Genomic DNA, 17161 nt, shown 5'->3' on the forward strand with positions numbered 1-17161 from the left:
AGCCCCTGGTGGTGCAACCTCGGGAGCTGCAAAAAGCTAAGCGGTGCGCGACGTCGCGGCTGCGCAGGCGAGGACCGCGAGTTGGGCCGGGGAGACCAGGAAGAGCGGTGACCAGTCCGGGCAGACCAGGCGGACACCGGCGGTCAGGCCGTGCAGGCGGGCCCGGTGCGACCCCTTGAGCTCGACCCGGTCCAGCCGGTACGGGGACTCCAGGGTGATCGCCGGGTGGCCGGGGCGCTGCCACCGGATGGTCACGGGGCCACCGGGGCGGGCCGAGCTGAGGAGGAGTTCGCCGGTCTCGGCGGCGTCCGTCTCACGGCGGACAGCAGGCACCCGCAGCGCCCCGCCGGAGGCCAGCACGACGGCCCCGTCCACGGCCCCCGCACGTCGGAACGGCCGGGCCAACGTGGTGGCGAGCTGGACCATCGCGACTCCTCCCGGGGGCAGCACGGAGCTGTGGCACCGGAGGTTAGCAGGACTGCGGCCCGGTTGAGGAGATCCGGAAACGAGTTCTTCACATCACGGGACGTCAGCCCGAGAGGGCCTGCTGCGGCGCGTCGGCCACCACCGGCCGGGGTGTGAGCAGGGCGGCCCGGTTCTGCCGGAGCCGCCGCAGGGCGTCCCAGCTGAGCATCACCAGCGCGACCCAGACCAGCGCGAAGCCGGCCCAGCGGGCGGGCGGCATCTGCTCGTGGAAGACGGTGATCCCGAGCAGGAACTGGAGCACCGGCGCCAGGTACTGGAGCAGCCCGAGCGTGCTCAGCGGCACCCGCAGGGCCGCCGCGCCGAAGCAGAGCAGCGGGATCGCGGTGATCACCCCGCTGACCATCAGCAGGCCCGAGTGGCCCCAGCCGGCCACCCCGAAGCTGCCCTCGCCCCGGACCGCCAGCCAGATCAGGAACCCGACCGCGAACGGGAACATCACCGCGCTCTCCAGCGCGAAGCTCTCCTGGCCGCCGAGCGCGACCTTCTTCTTGAGCAGGCCGTACGTGCCGAAGGAGAACGCCAGGGTGAGCGCGATCCAGGGCAGCCGCCCGTACCCGACGGTGAGCACGACGACTGCGGCCACCCCGACGCCGACCGCCACCCACTGGGCGGTGCGCAGCCGTTCGCGCAGCAGCAGGACACCGAAGGCGATGGTGACCAGCGGGTTGATGAAGTATCCGAGGCTGGTCTCCACCACGTGGCCGGAGTTCACTCCCCAGATGTAGACGCCCCAGTTGACCGAGATGGTCATCGCGGCGAGCACCGAGAGCGCGAGCCTGCGTGGCTGGGCGAGCAGCGGGCGGATCCAGGCCCACTTGCGCTGGACCAGCAGCAGCAGGGCGACGGCCACCAGCGACCAGGTCATCCGGTTGGCCAGGATGTCGACCGCGCTGCTGGGCTCCAACAGCGGCCAGAACAGCGGGAAGAGTCCCCAGATGCCGTACGCGGCCACGCCGTAGCCGATCCCGTTGCCGCTACCGGCCTCTTGCTTCCCCGCCATCGACCGGCCGCCCTCCGCGCACGCTGCTCTCCGGTCGAAGGTAGCGGCAGGGAGGGCGGGCTGTCATCTCCGTATCAGGGTTTGACTCATGACAGGCGCTGACCGGTCAGACGGCTGCGGCGACCGTCTCCGCCAGCGGCGTGGTCGGACGGCCGATCAGCTTGCTCAGCTCGCCCTGGTGCCGGGCCAGCTCGCCCCGGGCGATGGCCGCGTCGACCTCGACCAGGATCGAGGCGAAGCCCTCCGGCAGGCCCGCGCCGAGCAGGACGGCCTTGTGCTGCTCGGCCGGCAGGTCGCGGTAGGCCACCGGCTTGCCCGAGGCTGCGGCCAGCGCGGCCGCGTACTCGGAGAAGCTCCAGGCCACGTCGCCGCTGAGCTCGTACACCCGGTTCATGTGCCCCTCGCCGGTCAGCACCTCGACGGCCGCGTCGGCGTAGTCGCGGCGGGCCGCGGTGGCGATCCGGGCGTCGCCGTTGCTGCCGACCACCGCGCCGTGCTCCAGCGCGACGGCGGCGTTGGCGGTGTAGTTCTCGGTGTACCAGCCGTTGCGCAGGAAGACGTAGGGCAGACCGGAGCCGAGGATGGCCGCCTCGGTGCCCTTGTGGTCGTCGGCGAGGGCGAAGTTGGCGTCGTCGCCGCCCAGGATGCCGGTGTACGCGAGCAGCGCGACCCCGGCCGCCTTCGCCGCCTCGACCACGGCGGTGTGCTGCGGGATCCGCACCCCGACCGCGTTGCCCGAGATCAGCAGCACCTTGTCGCCGGCGCCGAAAGCGGCCGCCAGCGTCTCGGGGCGGTCGTAGTCGACCACCCGGACGTCGATGCCCTGGGCGGCCCAGTCGGCGGCCTTCTCGGCCGAGCGGACGGCGACCGCGATCTCGGTGGCGGGGACCTTGGCCAGCAGGCCCTCGACGACCAGGCGGCCGAGCTGTCCGGTGGCTCCGGCGACGACGATCATGATGTTCTCCCTGCGGTGAGCTCTTGTGCTGACAGCACTCACCGTATGTACTGGACTTACCAATCGGAAGTACGCACCTTGAAGTAGGGTACTGACATGAAGGTAAGTGTCGAGCAGCTGCAGCACCCGCCGGACGTCAACGACCGGATGTGCCCGTCCCGGGGCGTGCTGGAGCACGTCACCAGCCGCTGGGGCGTGCTGGTGCTGATCGCGCTGGCCGAGCGCGAGTACCGGTTCAGCGAGCTGCGCCGCCGGGTGGCCGGGGTCAGCGAGAAGATGCTCGCCCAGACCCTGCAGACCCTGGAGCGGGACGGCTTCGTGCACCGCGAGGCGCACCCGGTGATCCCGCCCCGGGTCGACTACCGGCTGACCCCGCTCGGTACGGAGGCCSCCSCCCGGGTCGGCGGCCTCGCGCACTGGGTCGAGCGGCACACTCCCACGGTGCTGACGTCCCGCCAGGAGTACGACACCCGCTGAGCTCGGGTCAGGCCACCGTCCAGGTGTCCTTGCCGGTCAGCAGGTCCCCCAGGTCGCCCGCGCCCTGCTGCTCGACCGCCTGGTCCAGCTGATCGCTCATCAGGTCGTCGTAGACCGGCCGTTGGACCGCCCGGAGCACCCCGATCGGGGTGTGGTGCAGGGTGTCCGCGTCGGCGATCCGGGACAGCGCGAAGGCCAGCGCCGGGTTGGGGTGGTGGGCGTCGTGCACCAGCACGTCCGCCTGGTTCTCCTCGGTCAGCGGAGCGACGTGCAGCTCGCCGAGCGCGTCCCGGAAGACACCCCGGCCGGCGAAGGTGACCGGCTGCCCGTGCTCGAGCCGGATCAGCGCCTCGTCCCTGGTACCCGGGTCCTTGAGCACCTCGAAGGCGTTGTCGTTGAAGATGTTGCAGTTCTGGTAGATCTCCACCAGCGCGGTGCCCTGGTGCTCGGCGGCCGCCCGGAGCACCGACTGCAGGTGCTGGCGGTCCGAGTCGATGGTGCGGGCGACGAAGGTGGCCTCGGCGCCGATCGCCAGCGAGATCGGGTTGAACGGGTGGTCCAGCGAGCCCATCGGGGTGGACTTGGTGATCTTCCCGACCTCGCTGGTGGGCGAGTACTGACCCTTGGTCAGCCCGTAGATCCGGTTGTTGAACAGCAGGATCTTCAGGTTGACGTTCCGTCGCAGCGCGTGGATCAGGTGGTTGCCGCCGATCGACAGCGCGTCGCCGTCACCCGTCACCACCCAGACCGACAGGTCCCGCCGGGAGGCGGCCAGGCCGGTCGCGATCGCCGGGGCGCGGCCGTGGATCGAGTGCATCCCGTAGGTGTTCATGTAGTACGGGAACCGGGAGGAGCAGCCGATGCCGGAGACGAAGACGGTGTTCTCCCGCTTGATGCCCAGCTCGGGCATGAAGGCCTGGACGGCGGCCAGGATCGCGTAGTCCCCGCAGCCGGGGCACCAGCGCACCTCCTGGTCGGTCTTGAACTCCTTGGCGGTCTGCAGCGCCTCGGCCTTGGGGACCAGTCGAAGGCTCTCCATCACTTCTCCTCCAGAGTGCCGATGGCGGCGGACAGCACGTCGGCCAGCTGGGCCGCCTTGAAGGGCAGGCCGCGCACCTGGTTGTAGGACTCGGCGTCCACCAGGTACTTGGCGCGCAGCAGCAGCGCGAGCTGACCGAGGTTCATCTCCGGCACGATCACCTTGTCGTACGCCTTGAGGATCGAACCCAGGTTCGCCGGGAAGGGGTTGAGGTGCCGCAGGTGGGTCTGCGCCACCTCGCCGCCGTCCGCCCTGACCCGCCGGACGGCCGCGGTGATCGGGCCGTAGGTGGAGCCCCAGCCGAGCACCAGCACCCGGGCGTTACCCGACGGGTCGTCAACCTCCAGGTCCGGTACGTCGATTCCGTCGATCTTGGCCTGCCGGGTGCGGACCATGAAGTCGTGGTTGGCCGGGTCGTAGGAGATGTTCCCGGTGCCGTCCTGCTTCTCGATCCCGCCGATCCGGTGCTCCAGGCCGGCCGTACCCGGCACCGCCCACGGGCGGGCCAGCGTGGCCGGGTCGCGCTGGTACGGCCAGAACTCGCCGTCGTGGTTCGGTCCGGTGGCGAAGTCCGGGTCGATCAGCGGGAGTTCGTCCACCTGCGGGATCCGCCAGGGCTCCGAGCCGTTGGCCAGGTAGCCGTCGCTCAGCAGGAAGACCGGGGTGCGGTAGGTGACCGCGATCCGGGCCGCCTCCAGCGCGGCGTCGAAACAGTCGGCCGGGGTGGCGGGGGCCACGATCGGCACCGGCGCCTCGCCGTTGCGGCCGAACATCGCCTGCAGCAGGTCGGCCTGCTCGGTCTTGGTCGGCAGGCCGGTGGACGGGCCACCGCGCTGGATGTCCACCACCAGAAGCGGAAGTTCGAGCGAGACCGCCAGGCCGATGGTCTCCGACTTCAGCGCCACGCCGGGCCCCGAGGTGGTGGTGACGCCCAGCGCCCCGCCGAACGCGGCACCGAGCGCGGCGCCGATGCCGGCGATCTCGTCCTCGGCCTGGAAGGTCCGGACGCCGAAGTTCTTGTGCCGGGACAGCTCGTGCAGGATGTCCGAGGCCGGGGTGATCGGGTAGGAGCCCAGGAAGACCGGCAGGCCCGAGCGCTGCCCGGCCGCGATCAGCCCGTACGACAGCGCGAGGTTGCCGGAGATGTTCCGGTAGGTGCCGAGCGGCAGCCTGGCCGGGGCCACCTCGTAGGAGACCGCGAAGTCCTCGGTGGTCTCACCGAAGTTCCAACCCGCCCGGAACGCCACGATGTTGGCCTCGGCGATCTCCGGCTTCTTGGCGAACTTCTGCCGCAGGAACGCCTCCGTCCCGTGCGTGGGCCGGTGGTACATCCAGGACAGCAGCCCGAGCGCGAACATGTTCTTGGCCCGCTCGGCGTCCTTCCGGGCCAGGCCGGAGTCCTTGAGCGCCTCCAGGGTGAGCGCCGTCAGCGGCACCCGGTGCACGTGGTACGCCTCCAGCGAGCCGTCGCCCAGCGGGTCGGCGGCGTAGCCGACCTTCGCCAGCGCGCGCTTGGTGAACTCGTCGGTGTTGGCGATGATCTCGGCACCGCGCGGCAGGTCGCCCAGGTTGGCCTTGAGCGCCGCCGGGTTCATCGCGACCAGGACGTTCGGCGCGTCGCCCGGGGTGAGGATGTCGTGGTCGGCGAAGTGCAGCTGGAACGACGACACGCCCGGCAGCGTCCCGGCGGGTGCCCGGATCTCGGCCGGGAAGTTCGGCAGCGTCGAGAGGTCGTTGCCGAACGAGGCCGTCTCCGAGGTGAAGCGGTCGCCGGTGAGCTGCATACCGTCGCCGGAGTCCCCGGCGAACCGGATGATCACCCGGTCCACTCGCCGGATCGGCTTCGCGGGCCGCTGCCGCACACCCGGCGGCGGGACCGGCTCCGAACGGCTTTCGCCGTCGTCAGAACCGTCCACTGCCTCTACCTGATCCACCTGACTGGTCACTGCCGCGGACCTCCTCGTGGGCGCCAGCCGCGGGCGTGAGCCGTGTGCCCCGTCCGCGTGGTGCACTGCTTCGCATCCTAGGCGGCCGAACCCCGCGTGGGCCGGAACTTGGGGTCACCGGCGGGGCCCTCCACCGGTACACAACGTTGACGCTAGGGGTCCTCATGCCCCGCACAGGGGTGGCTCGATCAGGACTGTAGGTAGGTGAGCACGGCCAGCACCCGGCGGTGGTCCTGCTGGCTCTGGCCCAGGCCCAGCTTGAGGAAGATGTTGCTGACGTGCTTCTCCACCGCACCGTCCGAGACCACCAGCTGCCGGGCCACCGCGGCGTTGGTCCGCCCCTCGGCCATCAGCCCGAGCACCTCGCGCTCGCGCGGGGTCAGCCCGGCCAGCACGTCACCCTTGCGGCTGCGGCTGAGCAGCTGCTGCACCACCTCCGGGTCCAGCGCGGTGCCGCCGTCGGCGACCCGGACCACCGCGTCGACGAACTCCCTGACCTCGGCGACCCGGTCCTTGAGCAGGTAGCCGACGCCCCGGGTGGAGCCGGCCAGCAGCTCGCTCGCGTACTTCTCCTCGACGTACTGGGAGAGCACCAGCACCCCCACCGCCGGGTACAGCCCGCGCAGCGTGACGCAGGCCCTGATGCCCTCGTCGGTGTGGGTCGGCGGCATCCGGACGTCGGCCACCACCACGTCGGGCAGCGCGTCGGCGGCGGCCAGCTCCTGCACGGTGCGGACCAGTGCCTCGCCGTCCCCGACGCCCGCGACCACCTCCAGGCCGCGGTCGGTGAGCAGCCTGGTCAGGCCCTCGCGCAGCAGTACGGAGTCCTCGGCGATGACGACACGGAGCATGACGGCCTTTCGGGCAGGGCGACCGGACGACGTCCAGTCTCCCGCATCCGACGGGCCATCAGAGTGACACCCCGTCACATCGTGCGGATGGCCACCGCGTCGCACAGACCCTGCAGGGCCGCCTTGGCCGGACAGTCCTGCAGCGGGGCCAGCAGCGCGCGGGCCTCCTCGGCGTAGCGCAGGGTGTCCCGGCGGGCGCGCTCCAGCGCGGGGTGCCGGCGCAGCAGCTTGAGCGCCTCGGCGTGCAGCTCGTCGTCGCCCGCCAGGTCGAGGGTGAGCAGCTCGCGCAGCCGGACGTCCTCGGGGTCGCTCTCGTCCACCGGCATCTGCTGGAGCAGCAGGATCGGCAGCGTCGGCACGCCCTCGCGCAGGTCGGTGCCGGGGGTCTTGCCGGACTCGTGGCCGTCGCTGGCGATGTCGAGCACGTCGTCGGCGAGCTGGAACGCGGTGCCCATCCGCTCGCCGTAGTGGCGGAGGATCTCGACCGCCTCCGGCGTGGCGCCGGACATCAGCGCGCCGAGGTGACAGGCGACCGCGACCAGCGAGCCGGTCTTGCCCGCGATCACGTCCAGGTAGTGCTGGAGCGGGTCGTCCTCGGGGCGCGGGCCCGCGGTCTCCAGGATCTGACCGGTCACCAGCCGCTCGAAGGCGTCGGCCTGCAGGCGGACCGCCGCCGGGCCGAGGTCCGCCAGCACCTGGGAGGCGCGGGAGAACAGGAAGTCGCCGGTCAGGATCGCGACCGAGTTGTCCCAGCGGGAGTTGGCGCTCGGAGCGCCCCGCCGGACGGGGGCCTCGTCCATCACGTCGTCGTGGTACAGCGTGGCCAGGTGGGTCAGCTCGACCACCACGGCGGCGGGGACCACACCGGGCGCGTACGGGTCGCCGAACTGGGCGGCCAGCATCACCAGCAGCGGGCGGAAGCGCTTGCCGCCGGCCTCGATCAGGTGGCTCGCGGTGACGGTGATGAACGGGACGTCGCTCTTGACCGTCTCGGTCAGGGACGCCTCGACGGCATCCATGCCGGCCTGCACGTCGCTGGTCAGATCGCGGTCCTGCACGCTCAGTCCGAAGGGCCCCACGACGGTCACGCAGACCACTCCTGTCCCTGGTCGATTCGCGGCCTGGTCCCTGAGTGCCGCCGCTGGCCTACTAGGAGGGTATCCGGTCGCGAGTGGATCACTGCACGGGCGTGCGGGTGTGTACGACGCAGGGCCCGCMGCCKGCGGCKGCGGGCCCGGTCGGGCAATCTCAACGGGTGAAGACCGAGGCCGAGGAGGCCAGGTCGAGGAAGTACTGCGGGGCCAGCCCGAGCACCAGGGTGACCAGGACGCCGATCGCGATGGCGGTGCTGGTGAGCACGCTGGGCACGGCCACGGCGGGCCCGCCCGGGCGCGGGTCGGAGAAGAACATCAGCACGATCACGCGGATGTAGAAGAAGGCCGCGACGGCCGAGCTGAGCACACCGACGATCACCAACGGCGTGGCGCCGCCGGCCGCCGCCGCCTGGAACACCGCGAACTTGCCGGTGAACCCGGAGGTCAGCGGGATACCGGCGAAGGCCAGCAGGAAGAGCGCGAAGACCGCTGCCAGCAGCGGCGAGCGCCGGCCCAGACCGGCCCAGCTGGAGAGGTGGGTGGCCTCGCCCTTGGAGTCGCGCACCAGGGTCACCACCGCGAACGCGCCGAGGGTGACGAAGGAGTACGCGGCCAGGTAGAAGAGCACCGCACCGATGCCCTGCTTGTTGGAGGCGATCACCCCGGTGAGGATGAAACCGGCGTGCGCGATCGAGGAGTACGCCAGCAGGCGCTTGACGTCCTGCTGGGTGACGGCCAGCACCGCGCCGACCACCATGGTCAGGATCGCCACACCCCACATGACGGGCCGCCAGTCCCAGCGCAGGCCGGGGAAGGCCACGTAGAACAGCCGGAGGAAGGCGCCGAACGCGGCCGTCTTGGTGGCCGCGGCCATGAAGCCGGTGACCGGGGTCGGCGCGCCCTGGTAGACGTCCGGGGTCCAGGAGTGGAACGGCACCGCACCGACCTTGAAGAGCAGGCCGACCGAGAGCATCGCCAGGCCGATCAGCAGCAGCGCGTCGTTCTGGGTGGAGCCCGCCAGCGCGGGGGTGACCTGGGCGACCCCGGACACCACGTCGGCGATCCCGCCGAGGCTGACGGTGCCCGCGTAGCCGTACAGCAGCGCGGTGCCGAACAGGAAGAAGGCCGAGGCGAAGGCGCCGAGCAGGAAGTACTTGACCGCTGCCTCCTGGGAGAGCAGCCGGCGGCGCCGGGCCAGGGCGCACAGCAGGTAGAGCGGGAGGGAGAAGATCTCCAGCGCGACGAACATGGTCAGCAGGTCGTTGGCGGCCGGGAAGAGCAGCATGCCGCCGACCGCGAACAGGGTGAGCGGGAAGACCTCGGTGGAGGCGAACCCGGCCCTGGTGGCCTCCCGCTCCTGCTCGCTGCCGGGGACGGCCGCGCCCTGCGGGGCGAAGGCGTCCACCGCGTTGCCGTTCAGCCTCGGCTCCAGCCGGCGCTCGGCGTAGGTGAGCACGGCCACCGCGGCGGAGAGCACGATCAGGCCCTGGAGGAACAGCGCTGGGCCGTCGATGGCCACCGCGCCCATCGCCAGCAGCCCGGCCTCGGTGGTGGCGTGCCCCTGGGCGGCCAGCACCACCACGGCGCCGAACGAGGCGGCCAGACCGAGCAGCGCGATGGTGAGCTGGGCGCCGTACCGGGCCCGGCGCGGCAGGAAGGCCTCGGCCAGGACGCCCAGCAGGGCCGCGCCGAAGACGATCAGCATCGGCGAGAGCTGGCCGTACTCGATGTGCGGCGCCGGGATGCTGGGGCTGTTGCCGCCCGCGGCGGCGAGCCAACCGCTCACTTGTGCTCACCTCCGGTGGTGGCGGCGACCGGGTGGGCCGGTGCCGGGTCGGTCTGCTGGACCTGGGACTGGGTGGCGTCCACGGTCGGGTTGACCAGGTCGGTGAGCGGCTTGGGGTAGACGCCCAGCAGGATGGTCAGGGCCACCAGCGGGGCCACCACGGCGAGTTCACGGACCTTCAGGTCCGCCATGCCCGCCACGCCCTCCTTGACCGGTCCGGTCATGGTGCGTTGGTAGAGCAGCAGCGCGTACAGCGCGGCCAGCACGATGCCCAGGGTGGCGATGATCCCGATCACCGGGTACTTGCTGAACGTGCCGACCAGGACCAGGAACTCGCTGACGAACGGGGCGAGCCCCGGCAGCGAGAGGGTGGCCAGGCCGCCGATCAGGAAGGTCCCGGCAAGCACCGGGGCGACCTTCTGCACCCCGCCGAAGTCGCTGATCAGACGCGATCCCCGACGGGAGATCAGGAAGCCCGCGACCAGCATCCAGGCGGCGGTGGAGATGCCGTGGTTCACCATGTAGAGGGTGGCACCGCTCTGCGCCTGGGTGGTGAAGGCGAAGATGCCCATGATGATGAAGCCGAAGTGCGAGATCGAGGCGTACGCGACCAGCCGCTTGATGTCCTTCTGACCGACCGCCAGCAGCGCGCCGTAGACGATCCCGATCAGGGCCAGCACCAGGATGACAGGGCCGAAGGTGGTGGACGCCTCCGGGAACAGCCCGAGGCAGAACCGCAGCATCGCGAAGGTGCCGACCTTGTCCACAACTGCCGTGATCAGCACGGCCGTTCCGGCGGTGGCCTCGCCCATCGCGTTCGGCAGCCAGGTGTGCAGCGGCCAGAGCGGGGCCTTCACCGCGAAGGCGAAGAAGAAGCCCAGGAAGAGCGCCTTCTCGGCGGTCGGGTCGATCACCAGCTTGCCGTCGGCGATCGCGTTCGTCAGCGTCGGCAGGTCGAAGGTGGCCAGGCCCTGCCCGGCGGCGATCACGTACAGCCCGATCACGGCGGCCAGCATGACCAGCCCGCCGAGCAGGTTGTAGAGCAGGAACTTCACTGCGGCGTACGAGCGCTGGGCGCTCGCGTCCGGGCCGCCGGCCCGGTCGCCGAAGCCGCCGATCAGGAAGTACATCGGGATCAGCATGGCTTCGAAGAAGACGTAGAACACGAAGACGTCGGTGGCCAGGAAGGAGACGATCACCATCGCCTCGACCGCCAGCACCAGGGCGAAGAAGCCCTGGGTCCGGCGCAGGTTCTCGAAGGTGCCGTCCGGGTTCTGGATCGGCTCCGCGTCGTGCCAGGAGGCCAGCAGCACGATCGGCACCAGCACGGCGGTGAGCAGCACGAGGACCGCGCCGATCCCGTCCACGCCGAGCGAGAAGCTGATCCCGAAGGACCTGATCCAGCTGTACGACTCGGTCAGCTGGTAGCGGTCACCGCCGGGTTCGTACCGGACGGCGACCAGCACGGCCAGCACCAGGGCGGCCGTCGAGACGGCCATCGCGGTGAGCTTCGCCGTCCGGCGGCGGGCCTCGGTGGTGCCGCCCGGCAGCGCCGCGGTGAGCACCGCCCCGGCGGCGGGGACGGCACAGGTGGCGGTCAGCAGGTAGCTCATCGCCGTACCTCCCTTGCGAAGTGACGAGACATCAGACCGACCTCATCAGGAGAGTGGTGGCGACCAGCACCAGGGTGCCGCCGAACATCGAGAGCGCGTACGTCCGGACGTAGCCGGTCTGGATCCGGCGCAGCCGGCCGGAGATGCCGCCGATCGCGGCGGCCAGACCGTTCACGAAGCCGTCCACGGCCTTGCTGTCCAGGTAGACCAGCGAGGCGGCCAGGGCGGAGCCGGGGCGGACCAGCACGGCGTGGTTGAAGTCGTCCTGCAGCAGGTCGCGGCGGGCCGCCCGGGTGAGCAGCGAGCCCACCGGCGGGGTGACCGGCACGGACGAGCGGCCGTACATCAGCCAGGACAGCAGCACACCGGCGAGCACGCAGACCGAAGTGAGCAGGGTGACCGTGGTGGCGTTCAGCGGCGAGTCGCCGTGCGCCAGTCCGGTGACCGGCTCCAGCCAGTCGACGAAGGACTCGTTCCAGGCGAACAGCCCACCGGCGAAGACCGAGCCGAAGGCCAGTACGACCATCGGCAGCGTCATGACGGCCGGGGACTCGTGCGGGTGCGGCTCGTGGCCCTCAGGGTCGGGCTGCCAGCGCTTCTCACCGAAGAAGGTCAGGAGCATCACCCGGGTCATGTAGAACGCGGTGACCGCCGCGCCGACCAGGGTGCAGAGGCCGAGGATCCAGCCCTCGGTGCCGCCCTTGGCGAACGCCGCCTCGATGATCTGGTCCTTGGAGAAGAAGCCGGACAGACCGGGGAACCCGATGATCGCCAGGTAGCCGAGGCCGAAGGTGACGAAGGTGACCGGCATGTACTTGCGCAGGCCGCCGTAGTGCCGCATGTTCACCTCGTCGTTCATGCCGTGCATGACCGACCCGGCGCCGAGGAACAGCCCGGCCTTGAAGAAGCCGTGCGTCACCAGGTGCATGATGGCGAAGGCGTAGCCGATCGGGCCGAGGCCCGCCGCCAGCACCATGTAGCCGATCTGCGACATGGTCGAGCCGGCCAGCGCCTTCTTGATGTCGTCCTTGGCACAACCGACGATCGCACCGAACAGCAGCGTCACCGCGCCGACCACCACGACCACGGTCTGGGCGTCGGGGGCCAGGTTGAAGATCACGCTGGACCGGGTGATCAGGTAGACCCCGGCGGTCACCATGGTGGCCGCGTGGATCAGGGCCGAGACCGGGGTCGGGCCCTCCATCGCGTCCCCGAGCCAGGACTGCAGCGGCACCTGGGCGGACTTGCCGCAGGCGGCCAGCAGCAGCATCAGCGCGATCGCGGTCAGCTTGCCCTCGCTCGCCTGGTCGGCGTTGCCGAAGACCCCGGCGAAGCTGAAGTCGCCGAACTCGACGAACATCAGCATGATGGCGATCGAGAGCCCGAGGTCGCCGACCCGGTTGACCAGGAAGGCCTTCTTCGCGGCCACCGCAGCGCTCGGCTTGTGCTGCCAGAAGCCGATCAGCAGGTACGAGGCCAGGCCCACACCCTCCCAACCCGCGTACAGCAGCAGGTAGTTGTCCGCCAGCACGAGCAGCAGCATGGCGGCCAGGAAGAGGTTCAGGTAGGCGAAGAAGCGACGGCGGCGCGGGTCGTGCGCCATGTAGCCCATCGAGTAGATGTGGATCAGCGTGCCGACACCCGTGATCAACAGCACGAAGGTGACGGACAGTTGGTCCAGCTGGAAGGCGACGTCGGCCTTGAAGTCGCCGACCTCGATCCAGGTGTAGAGGTACTGGGAGATCGAGCGGTGCTCGGCGTCCCGGCCCAGCATGTCCGAGAACAGTGCCAGGCCGAGCCCGAACGAGGTGGCGGCCAGCGCGGTGCCGAGCCAGTGCCCGTAGCGGTCGAACAGCCGACCACCGAGCAGCAGCAGGGTGGCACCGAGCAACGGGGCCGCCACGAGCAGCGGAATGAGTGAGTTCACCGTGGGCCCTCCGCCTACAGCTTCATCAGGTTGCTGTCATCGACCGAAGCCGAGTGCCTGGACCGGAAGATGGACACGATGATGGCGAGGCCGACCACGACCTCGGCCGCGGCGACCACCATGGTGAAGAACGCGATGATCTGCCCGTCCAGGTTGCCGTGCAGCCGGGAGAAGGTGACCAGCGCGAGGTTCGAGGCGTTGAGCATCAGCTCGACGCACATGAAGAGCACGATCGCGTTCCGCCGGATCAGCACGCCGGAGGCACCGATGGTGAACAACAGGGCCGACAGGTATAGGTAGTTGACGGGATTCACGCCTGCTCCTCCCGCTCCGGCTCGGTCTTCGGCGTGGTCTCCAGCGCCTTGCGCGGGCCGGTCACCGGCGGACGGGCCGACGGCGCGCGGCCCAGCCAGTCGGCGGTGCTCGCCTCCAGCTCGGCCATCCGGTCCAGCATGTCGCGGCTGACGTCGCGGATCTGGCCGCGCTCGCGCAGCGTGTTCATCACCGAGTCCTCGCTGATGGTGCCGTCCGGCAGCAGCGCCGGGATGTCCACCGCGTTGTGCCGGGCGTACACGCCGGGGGCGGGCAGCGGCGGCAGCTGGATGTTGTCCTTGACCCGCTGGGCGGCCAGCTGACGCTGGGTCAGCGGGGCCCGGACGTGCTCACGGTGGGTCAGTACCATCGCGCCGATCGCCGCGGTGATCAGCAGCGCGCCGGTCAGCTCGAAGGCCCAGACGTAGGTGGTGAACAGCAGCCGGGCCAGGCCCTGCACGTTGCCCTCGGCGTTCGCCTCGGCCAGGCCGGCGAAGGTGGAGAGCTTGGCGTTGGCGATCCCGGCCATCAGCAGTACGCCGAAGCCGAGACCGCAGAGCACGGCGGCGATCCGCTGGCCCTTCAGCTGCTCCTTGAGCGAGTCCTCACTCGTCACACCGACCAGCATCAGCACGAACAGGAACAGCATCATGATCGCGCCGGTGTAGACCACGATCTGCACCACGCCCAGGAAGACCGCACCCTGGGCGAAGTAACAGACCGCCAGCGCCATCATGGTGGCGGCCAGGCAGAGTGCGCTGTGCACCGCCTTCTTCATCAGCAGCATGCCGAGCGCGCCGCCGACCGCGAGCACGGCGATGATCCAGAACTGGACCGCCTCTCCGGTGGAGGTCATCCCTGCACCTCCCGCTCCCGGTCGGTCCGCTCCTGCTGGACGGTGCCCGGTGCCGCCTGGGTGATCTCCAGGCGGTAGTACGCGCCCTCGTCGGCACCCGGGTAGTAGGCGTGCGGGGTGTCCACCATGCCCTCGGTGAGCCCCACCAGCAGCTGCTCCTTGGTGAAGATCAGGTTCTCCCGGGAGGAGTCGGCCAGCTCGTACTCGTTGGTCATGGTGAGCGCCCGGGTCGGGCAGGCCTCGATGCACAGCCCGCACAGGATGCAGCGGGCGTAGTTGATCTGGTACACCGCGCCGTACCGCTCACCGGGCGAGTAGCGCTCCTCGTCGGTGTTGTCCGCGCCCTCGACGTAGATCGCGTCGGCCGGACAGGCCCAGGCACAGAGCTCGCAGCCGACGCACTTCTCCAGGCCGTCCGGGTGCCGGTTCAGCTGGTGGCGGCCGTGGAAGCGCGGAGCGGTGGGCTTCTTCTGCTCCGGGTACTGCTCGGTCAGCCGCTTCTTGAACATGGCCTTGAAGGTCACGCCGAAGCCTGCGGCCGGGCCGAGGATCGACGCCTTGTCGGTCTCGTCAGACATGGTCAGCTCCCTTCCGACGAGGGGTGGTTGGCGCCGTTGAGGGCGTCCTGGAGTTTCGGGGCCCGGCTGGGCCGGCGCGGTACCGGCGGCAGGGTCTGGCCGGGCAGCGGCGGCACCGGGTAGCCGTCCGCCATCGGGTCGAACTCGGCCGCCTCGGCGGCTCCGTCCGTCTCCTTCGGCTTGACCAGGTCCCGGATCAGGAAGGCCAGCAGGATCACCACGATCGGTGCCCCGACGTACAGCACCAGCTGACCGAACGCGTAGCCCTCGTTCCGCAGGGCGCGGACGCTGGCCACCATCACCAGCCAGACCAGCGAGACCGGCAGCAGCACCTTCCAGCCCAGCTTCATGAACTGGTCGTACCTGAGCCGGGGCAGCGTGCCGCGCAGCCAGATGAAGAAGAACAGCAGCAGCTGGATCTTGATGGTGATCCAGAGCAGCGGCCACCAACCGTGGTTGGCGCCCTCCCAGAAGGTGGAGATCGGGTACGGGGCCCGCCAGCCGCCCAGGAACAGGGTGGCCGCCAGCGCCGAGACGGTGACCATGTTGACGTACTCGGCCAGCATGAACATCGCGAACTTCAGCGAGGAGTACTCGGTGTTGAAGCCGCCGACCAGCTCGCCCTCGGCCTCCGGGAGGTCGAACGGCGCCCGGTTGGTCTCGCCCACCATCGCGATGATGTAGATGATGAAGGAGACCGGCAGCAGCACCGCGAACCAGGTCGGCTGCTGGGAGGCGACGATCTCCGAGGTGGACATCGAGCCCGAGTAGATGAAGACCGCCGCGAAGGACAGGCCCATCGCGATCTCGTAGCTGATCATCTGGGCCGCCGAGCGCAGCCCGCCGAGCAGCGGGTAGGTCGAGCCGGAGGACCAACCCGCCAGCACGATCCCGTAGATGCCGATCGAGGCCACCGCCAGGATGTAGAGCAGGGCGATCGGCAGGTCGGTGAGCTGCATCGGGGTGCGGGTGCCGAAGATCGAGATCTCGTTGTCGGCCGGGCCGAGCGGGATCACCGCGAAGGCCATGAAGGCCGGGATCGCGGCGACGATCGGGGCCAGTACGTAGACCACCTTGTCGGCGCCTGTGACCACCAGGTCTTCCTTCAGCGCCAGCTTGATGCCGTCGGCCAGCGACTGCAGCATGCCCCAGGGGCCGTGCCGGTTCGGGCCGATCCGCAGCTGCATCCAGGCGACGACCTTGCGCTCCCAGACGATCGCGATCAGCACCGTGCCGACCAGGAAGGCGAAGACGAAGACCGCCTTGATCAGCACCAGCCACCACGGGTCGTGCCCGAAGAAGCTCAGGGTGTCGGAAGCAGCGAGTGTCATGACTCCTCCGCCGGGGCGATGGTCACCAGGTGGCCGGTGGTGGTGCCGAGGGTGCGGTAGGCGCCGCCCGGCGTGGAGTTGAGCGGCAGCCAGACCGTGCGGTCGGGCTGCTCGGGGTTCAGCTCCAGCGGCAGGGTGAGCGAACCGGCCGGTCCGGTGATCCGGAGCGCGGTGGTGGCGCCGATCTCGGCCGCGGTGGTGGGCGAGAGCCTGGCCACCGCCGGGTGCCGGGTGCCGGCCAGGTGCTCGTCGCCGATCTGCAGCGTGCCCTGGTCGAGCAGCAGCCGGTGGCCGCCGAGCACCGCCTGGCCGACGGCCGGGCGGGGCAGCGGGACGGTGGCGGTGCTCGGCGCCGCCGGACGGTCACCCGTCCAGGGGGCGAACCGGTCCAGCTCCAGCCGGGCGGCGCGGACGTCGGGCAGGCCGATCGGCCGGTCCAGCGCGTCGCTGAGCATGCTCAGCACCCGGACGTCCGAGTGCAGGTGACGGCCCATCAGCTGGTCGGGCTTGATCGCGGTCTCGAACATCCGGACCCGGCCCTCCCAGTCCAGGAAGGTGCCGGTCTTCTCCGCCACGGCGGCCACCGGCAGCACCACGTCGGCGCGTTCGGTCACCGCGGAAGGACGGATCTCCAGCGAGACCACGAACCGGACCCGGGCCAGCGCCTCGTCGGCCAGCGCCGGATCGGCCAGGTCGTCCAGCCCCAGGCCGCCGATCACCAGCGCGTCCAGGTCGCCGTGTGCGGCGGCGGCCAGGATCTGGTCGGTGTCCCGGCCACTCCTGGACGGGAGTTCGGCACCGCCCCAGATCGCGGCGGCCTCGGTCCGCGCCTCGGCGGCGGCGACCGGACGGCCGCCGGGCAGCAGGCCGGGCAGCGCACCCGCCTCGACGGCGCCGCGCTCACCGGCCC

Annotated in this window: 16 protein-coding genes; 1 reads left to right on the forward strand and 15 read right to left on the reverse strand. The window is 70.5% G+C overall.

The features are described from left to right. Window positions 1-36 precede the first annotated feature (36 nt). The 3 genes from ACXJMZ_RS15815 to ACXJMZ_RS15825 form a co-directional block, all read right to left on the reverse strand. Window positions 37-426, reverse strand: a complete 390-nt coding sequence (locus ACXJMZ_RS15815; RefSeq protein ID WP_457030671.1) for a hypothetical protein — start codon at window positions 424-426, stop codon at window positions 37-39. Between the two features lie 103 nt (window positions 427-529). Beyond that, entirely contained in the window at window positions 530-1486 is a 957-nt protein-coding gene (gene rarD, locus ACXJMZ_RS15820; protein WP_457030672.1) for an EamA family transporter RarD, read from the reverse strand. 106 nt (window positions 1487-1592) lie between these two features. Continuing rightward, on the reverse strand, window positions 1593-2444 hold the full coding sequence (locus ACXJMZ_RS15825) for an SDR family oxidoreductase (protein WP_457030685.1): 852 nt from the start codon (window positions 2442-2444) through the stop codon (window positions 1593-1595). 93 nt (window positions 2445-2537) lie between these two features. On the opposite strand from ACXJMZ_RS15825, the gene ACXJMZ_RS15830 reads away from it, so the two are divergent. After that, on the forward strand, window positions 2538-2918 hold the full coding sequence (locus tag ACXJMZ_RS15830) for a winged helix-turn-helix transcriptional regulator (protein WP_457030673.1): 381 nt from the start codon (window positions 2538-2540) through the stop codon (window positions 2916-2918). A 7-nt stretch (window positions 2919-2925) separates the two neighbouring features. Here the strand turns inward: ACXJMZ_RS15830 and ACXJMZ_RS15835 are convergent, their stop codons facing one another. The 12 genes from ACXJMZ_RS15835 to ACXJMZ_RS15890 form a co-directional block, all read right to left on the reverse strand. Next, complete coding sequence (locus ACXJMZ_RS15835; RefSeq protein ID WP_457030674.1) at window positions 2926-3957, reverse strand: 2-oxoacid:ferredoxin oxidoreductase subunit beta; 1032 nt, start codon at window positions 3955-3957, stop codon at window positions 2926-2928. Then, window positions 3957-5903: a 2-oxoacid:acceptor oxidoreductase subunit alpha gene (locus ACXJMZ_RS15840; protein WP_457030675.1), complete on the reverse strand. Its 1947-nt coding sequence runs from the start codon at window positions 5901-5903 to the stop codon at window positions 3957-3959. The genes ACXJMZ_RS15835 and ACXJMZ_RS15840 overlap by 1 nt, the downstream gene beginning before the upstream one ends. Window positions 5904-6091: 188 nt before the next feature. Further along, window positions 6092-6754, reverse strand: coding sequence for a response regulator (locus ACXJMZ_RS15845; protein ID WP_457030676.1), 663 nt, complete (start codon window positions 6752-6754; stop codon window positions 6092-6094). Between the two features lie 74 nt (window positions 6755-6828). Next, window positions 6829-7842: a polyprenyl synthetase family protein gene (locus tag ACXJMZ_RS15850; protein WP_457030677.1), complete on the reverse strand. Its 1014-nt coding sequence runs from the start codon at window positions 7840-7842 to the stop codon at window positions 6829-6831. Window positions 7843-8002: 160 nt separating this feature from the next. Beyond that, window positions 8003-9634 carry an NADH-quinone oxidoreductase subunit NuoN gene (gene nuoN, locus ACXJMZ_RS15855; protein ID WP_457030678.1) on the reverse strand — a complete coding sequence of 544 codons (1632 nt, stop codon included), beginning with the start codon at window positions 9632-9634 and terminating at the stop codon, window positions 8003-8005. Continuing rightward, window positions 9631-11247 carry an NADH-quinone oxidoreductase subunit M gene (locus ACXJMZ_RS15860; protein ID WP_457030679.1) on the reverse strand — a complete coding sequence of 539 codons (1617 nt, stop codon included), beginning with the start codon at window positions 11245-11247 and terminating at the stop codon, window positions 9631-9633. The genes nuoN and ACXJMZ_RS15860 overlap by 4 nt, the downstream gene beginning before the upstream one ends. A 31-nt stretch (window positions 11248-11278) precedes the next feature. Next, the gene (gene nuoL, locus ACXJMZ_RS15865) at window positions 11279-13174 is read right to left on the reverse strand and encodes an NADH-quinone oxidoreductase subunit L (protein ID WP_457030680.1); all 1896 of its coding nucleotides are present in this window, start codon (window positions 13172-13174) and stop codon (window positions 11279-11281) included. Between the two features lie 14 nt (window positions 13175-13188). Continuing rightward, window positions 13189-13488: an NADH-quinone oxidoreductase subunit NuoK gene (nuoK, locus tag ACXJMZ_RS15870; RefSeq protein WP_057227572.1), complete on the reverse strand. Its 300-nt coding sequence runs from the start codon at window positions 13486-13488 to the stop codon at window positions 13189-13191. After that, entirely contained in the window at window positions 13485-14342 is an 858-nt protein-coding gene (locus ACXJMZ_RS15875) for an NADH-quinone oxidoreductase subunit J (RefSeq protein ID WP_457030681.1), read from the reverse strand. Before ACXJMZ_RS15875 ends, nuoK begins: the two co-directional genes overlap by 4 nt. After that, window positions 14339-14920, reverse strand: a complete 582-nt coding sequence (nuoI, locus tag ACXJMZ_RS15880; RefSeq protein WP_457030682.1) for an NADH-quinone oxidoreductase subunit NuoI — start codon at window positions 14918-14920, stop codon at window positions 14339-14341. Before nuoI ends, ACXJMZ_RS15875 begins: the two co-directional genes overlap by 4 nt. Window positions 14921-14922: 2 nt before the next feature. Continuing rightward, entirely contained in the window at window positions 14923-16251 is a 1329-nt protein-coding gene (gene nuoH, locus ACXJMZ_RS15885) for an NADH-quinone oxidoreductase subunit NuoH (RefSeq protein WP_457030683.1), read from the reverse strand. Then, window positions 16248-17161: molybdopterin-dependent oxidoreductase (locus ACXJMZ_RS15890; protein ID WP_457030684.1), on the reverse strand; the 914-nt coding region annotated here is incomplete at its 5' end. The genes ACXJMZ_RS15890 and nuoH, both read right to left, overlap by 4 nt.

It is taken from the genome of Kitasatospora sp. P5_F3 (assembly GCF_054049135.1).

Coding starts and splice junctions, on each gene's coding strand:
- ACXJMZ_RS15815 (WP_457030671.1), bottom strand. CDS start 426: ATGGTCCAGCTCGCCACCACGTTGGCCCGGCCGTTCCGACGTGCGGGG.
- rarD (WP_457030672.1), bottom strand. CDS start 1,486: ATGGCGGGGAAGCAAGAGGCCGGTAGCGGCAACGGGATCGGCTACGGC.
- ACXJMZ_RS15835 (WP_457030674.1), bottom strand. CDS start 3,957: ATGGAGAGCCTTCGACTGGTCCCCAAGGCCGAGGCGCTGCAGACCGCC.
- ACXJMZ_RS15845 (WP_457030676.1), bottom strand. CDS start 6,754: ATGCTCCGTGTCGTCATCGCCGAGGACTCCGTACTGCTGCGCGAGGGC.
- ACXJMZ_RS15860 (WP_457030679.1), bottom strand. CDS start 11,247: ATGAGCTACCTGCTGACCGCCACCTGTGCCGTCCCCGCCGCCGGGGCG.
- ACXJMZ_RS15875 (WP_457030681.1), bottom strand. CDS start 14,342: ATGACCTCCACCGGAGAGGCGGTCCAGTTCTGGATCATCGCCGTGCTC.
- nuoI (WP_457030682.1), bottom strand. CDS start 14,920: ATGTCTGACGAGACCGACAAGGCGTCGATCCTCGGCCCGGCCGCAGGC.
- nuoH (WP_457030683.1), bottom strand. CDS start 16,251: ATGACACTCGCTGCTTCCGACACCCTGAGCTTCTTCGGGCACGACCCG.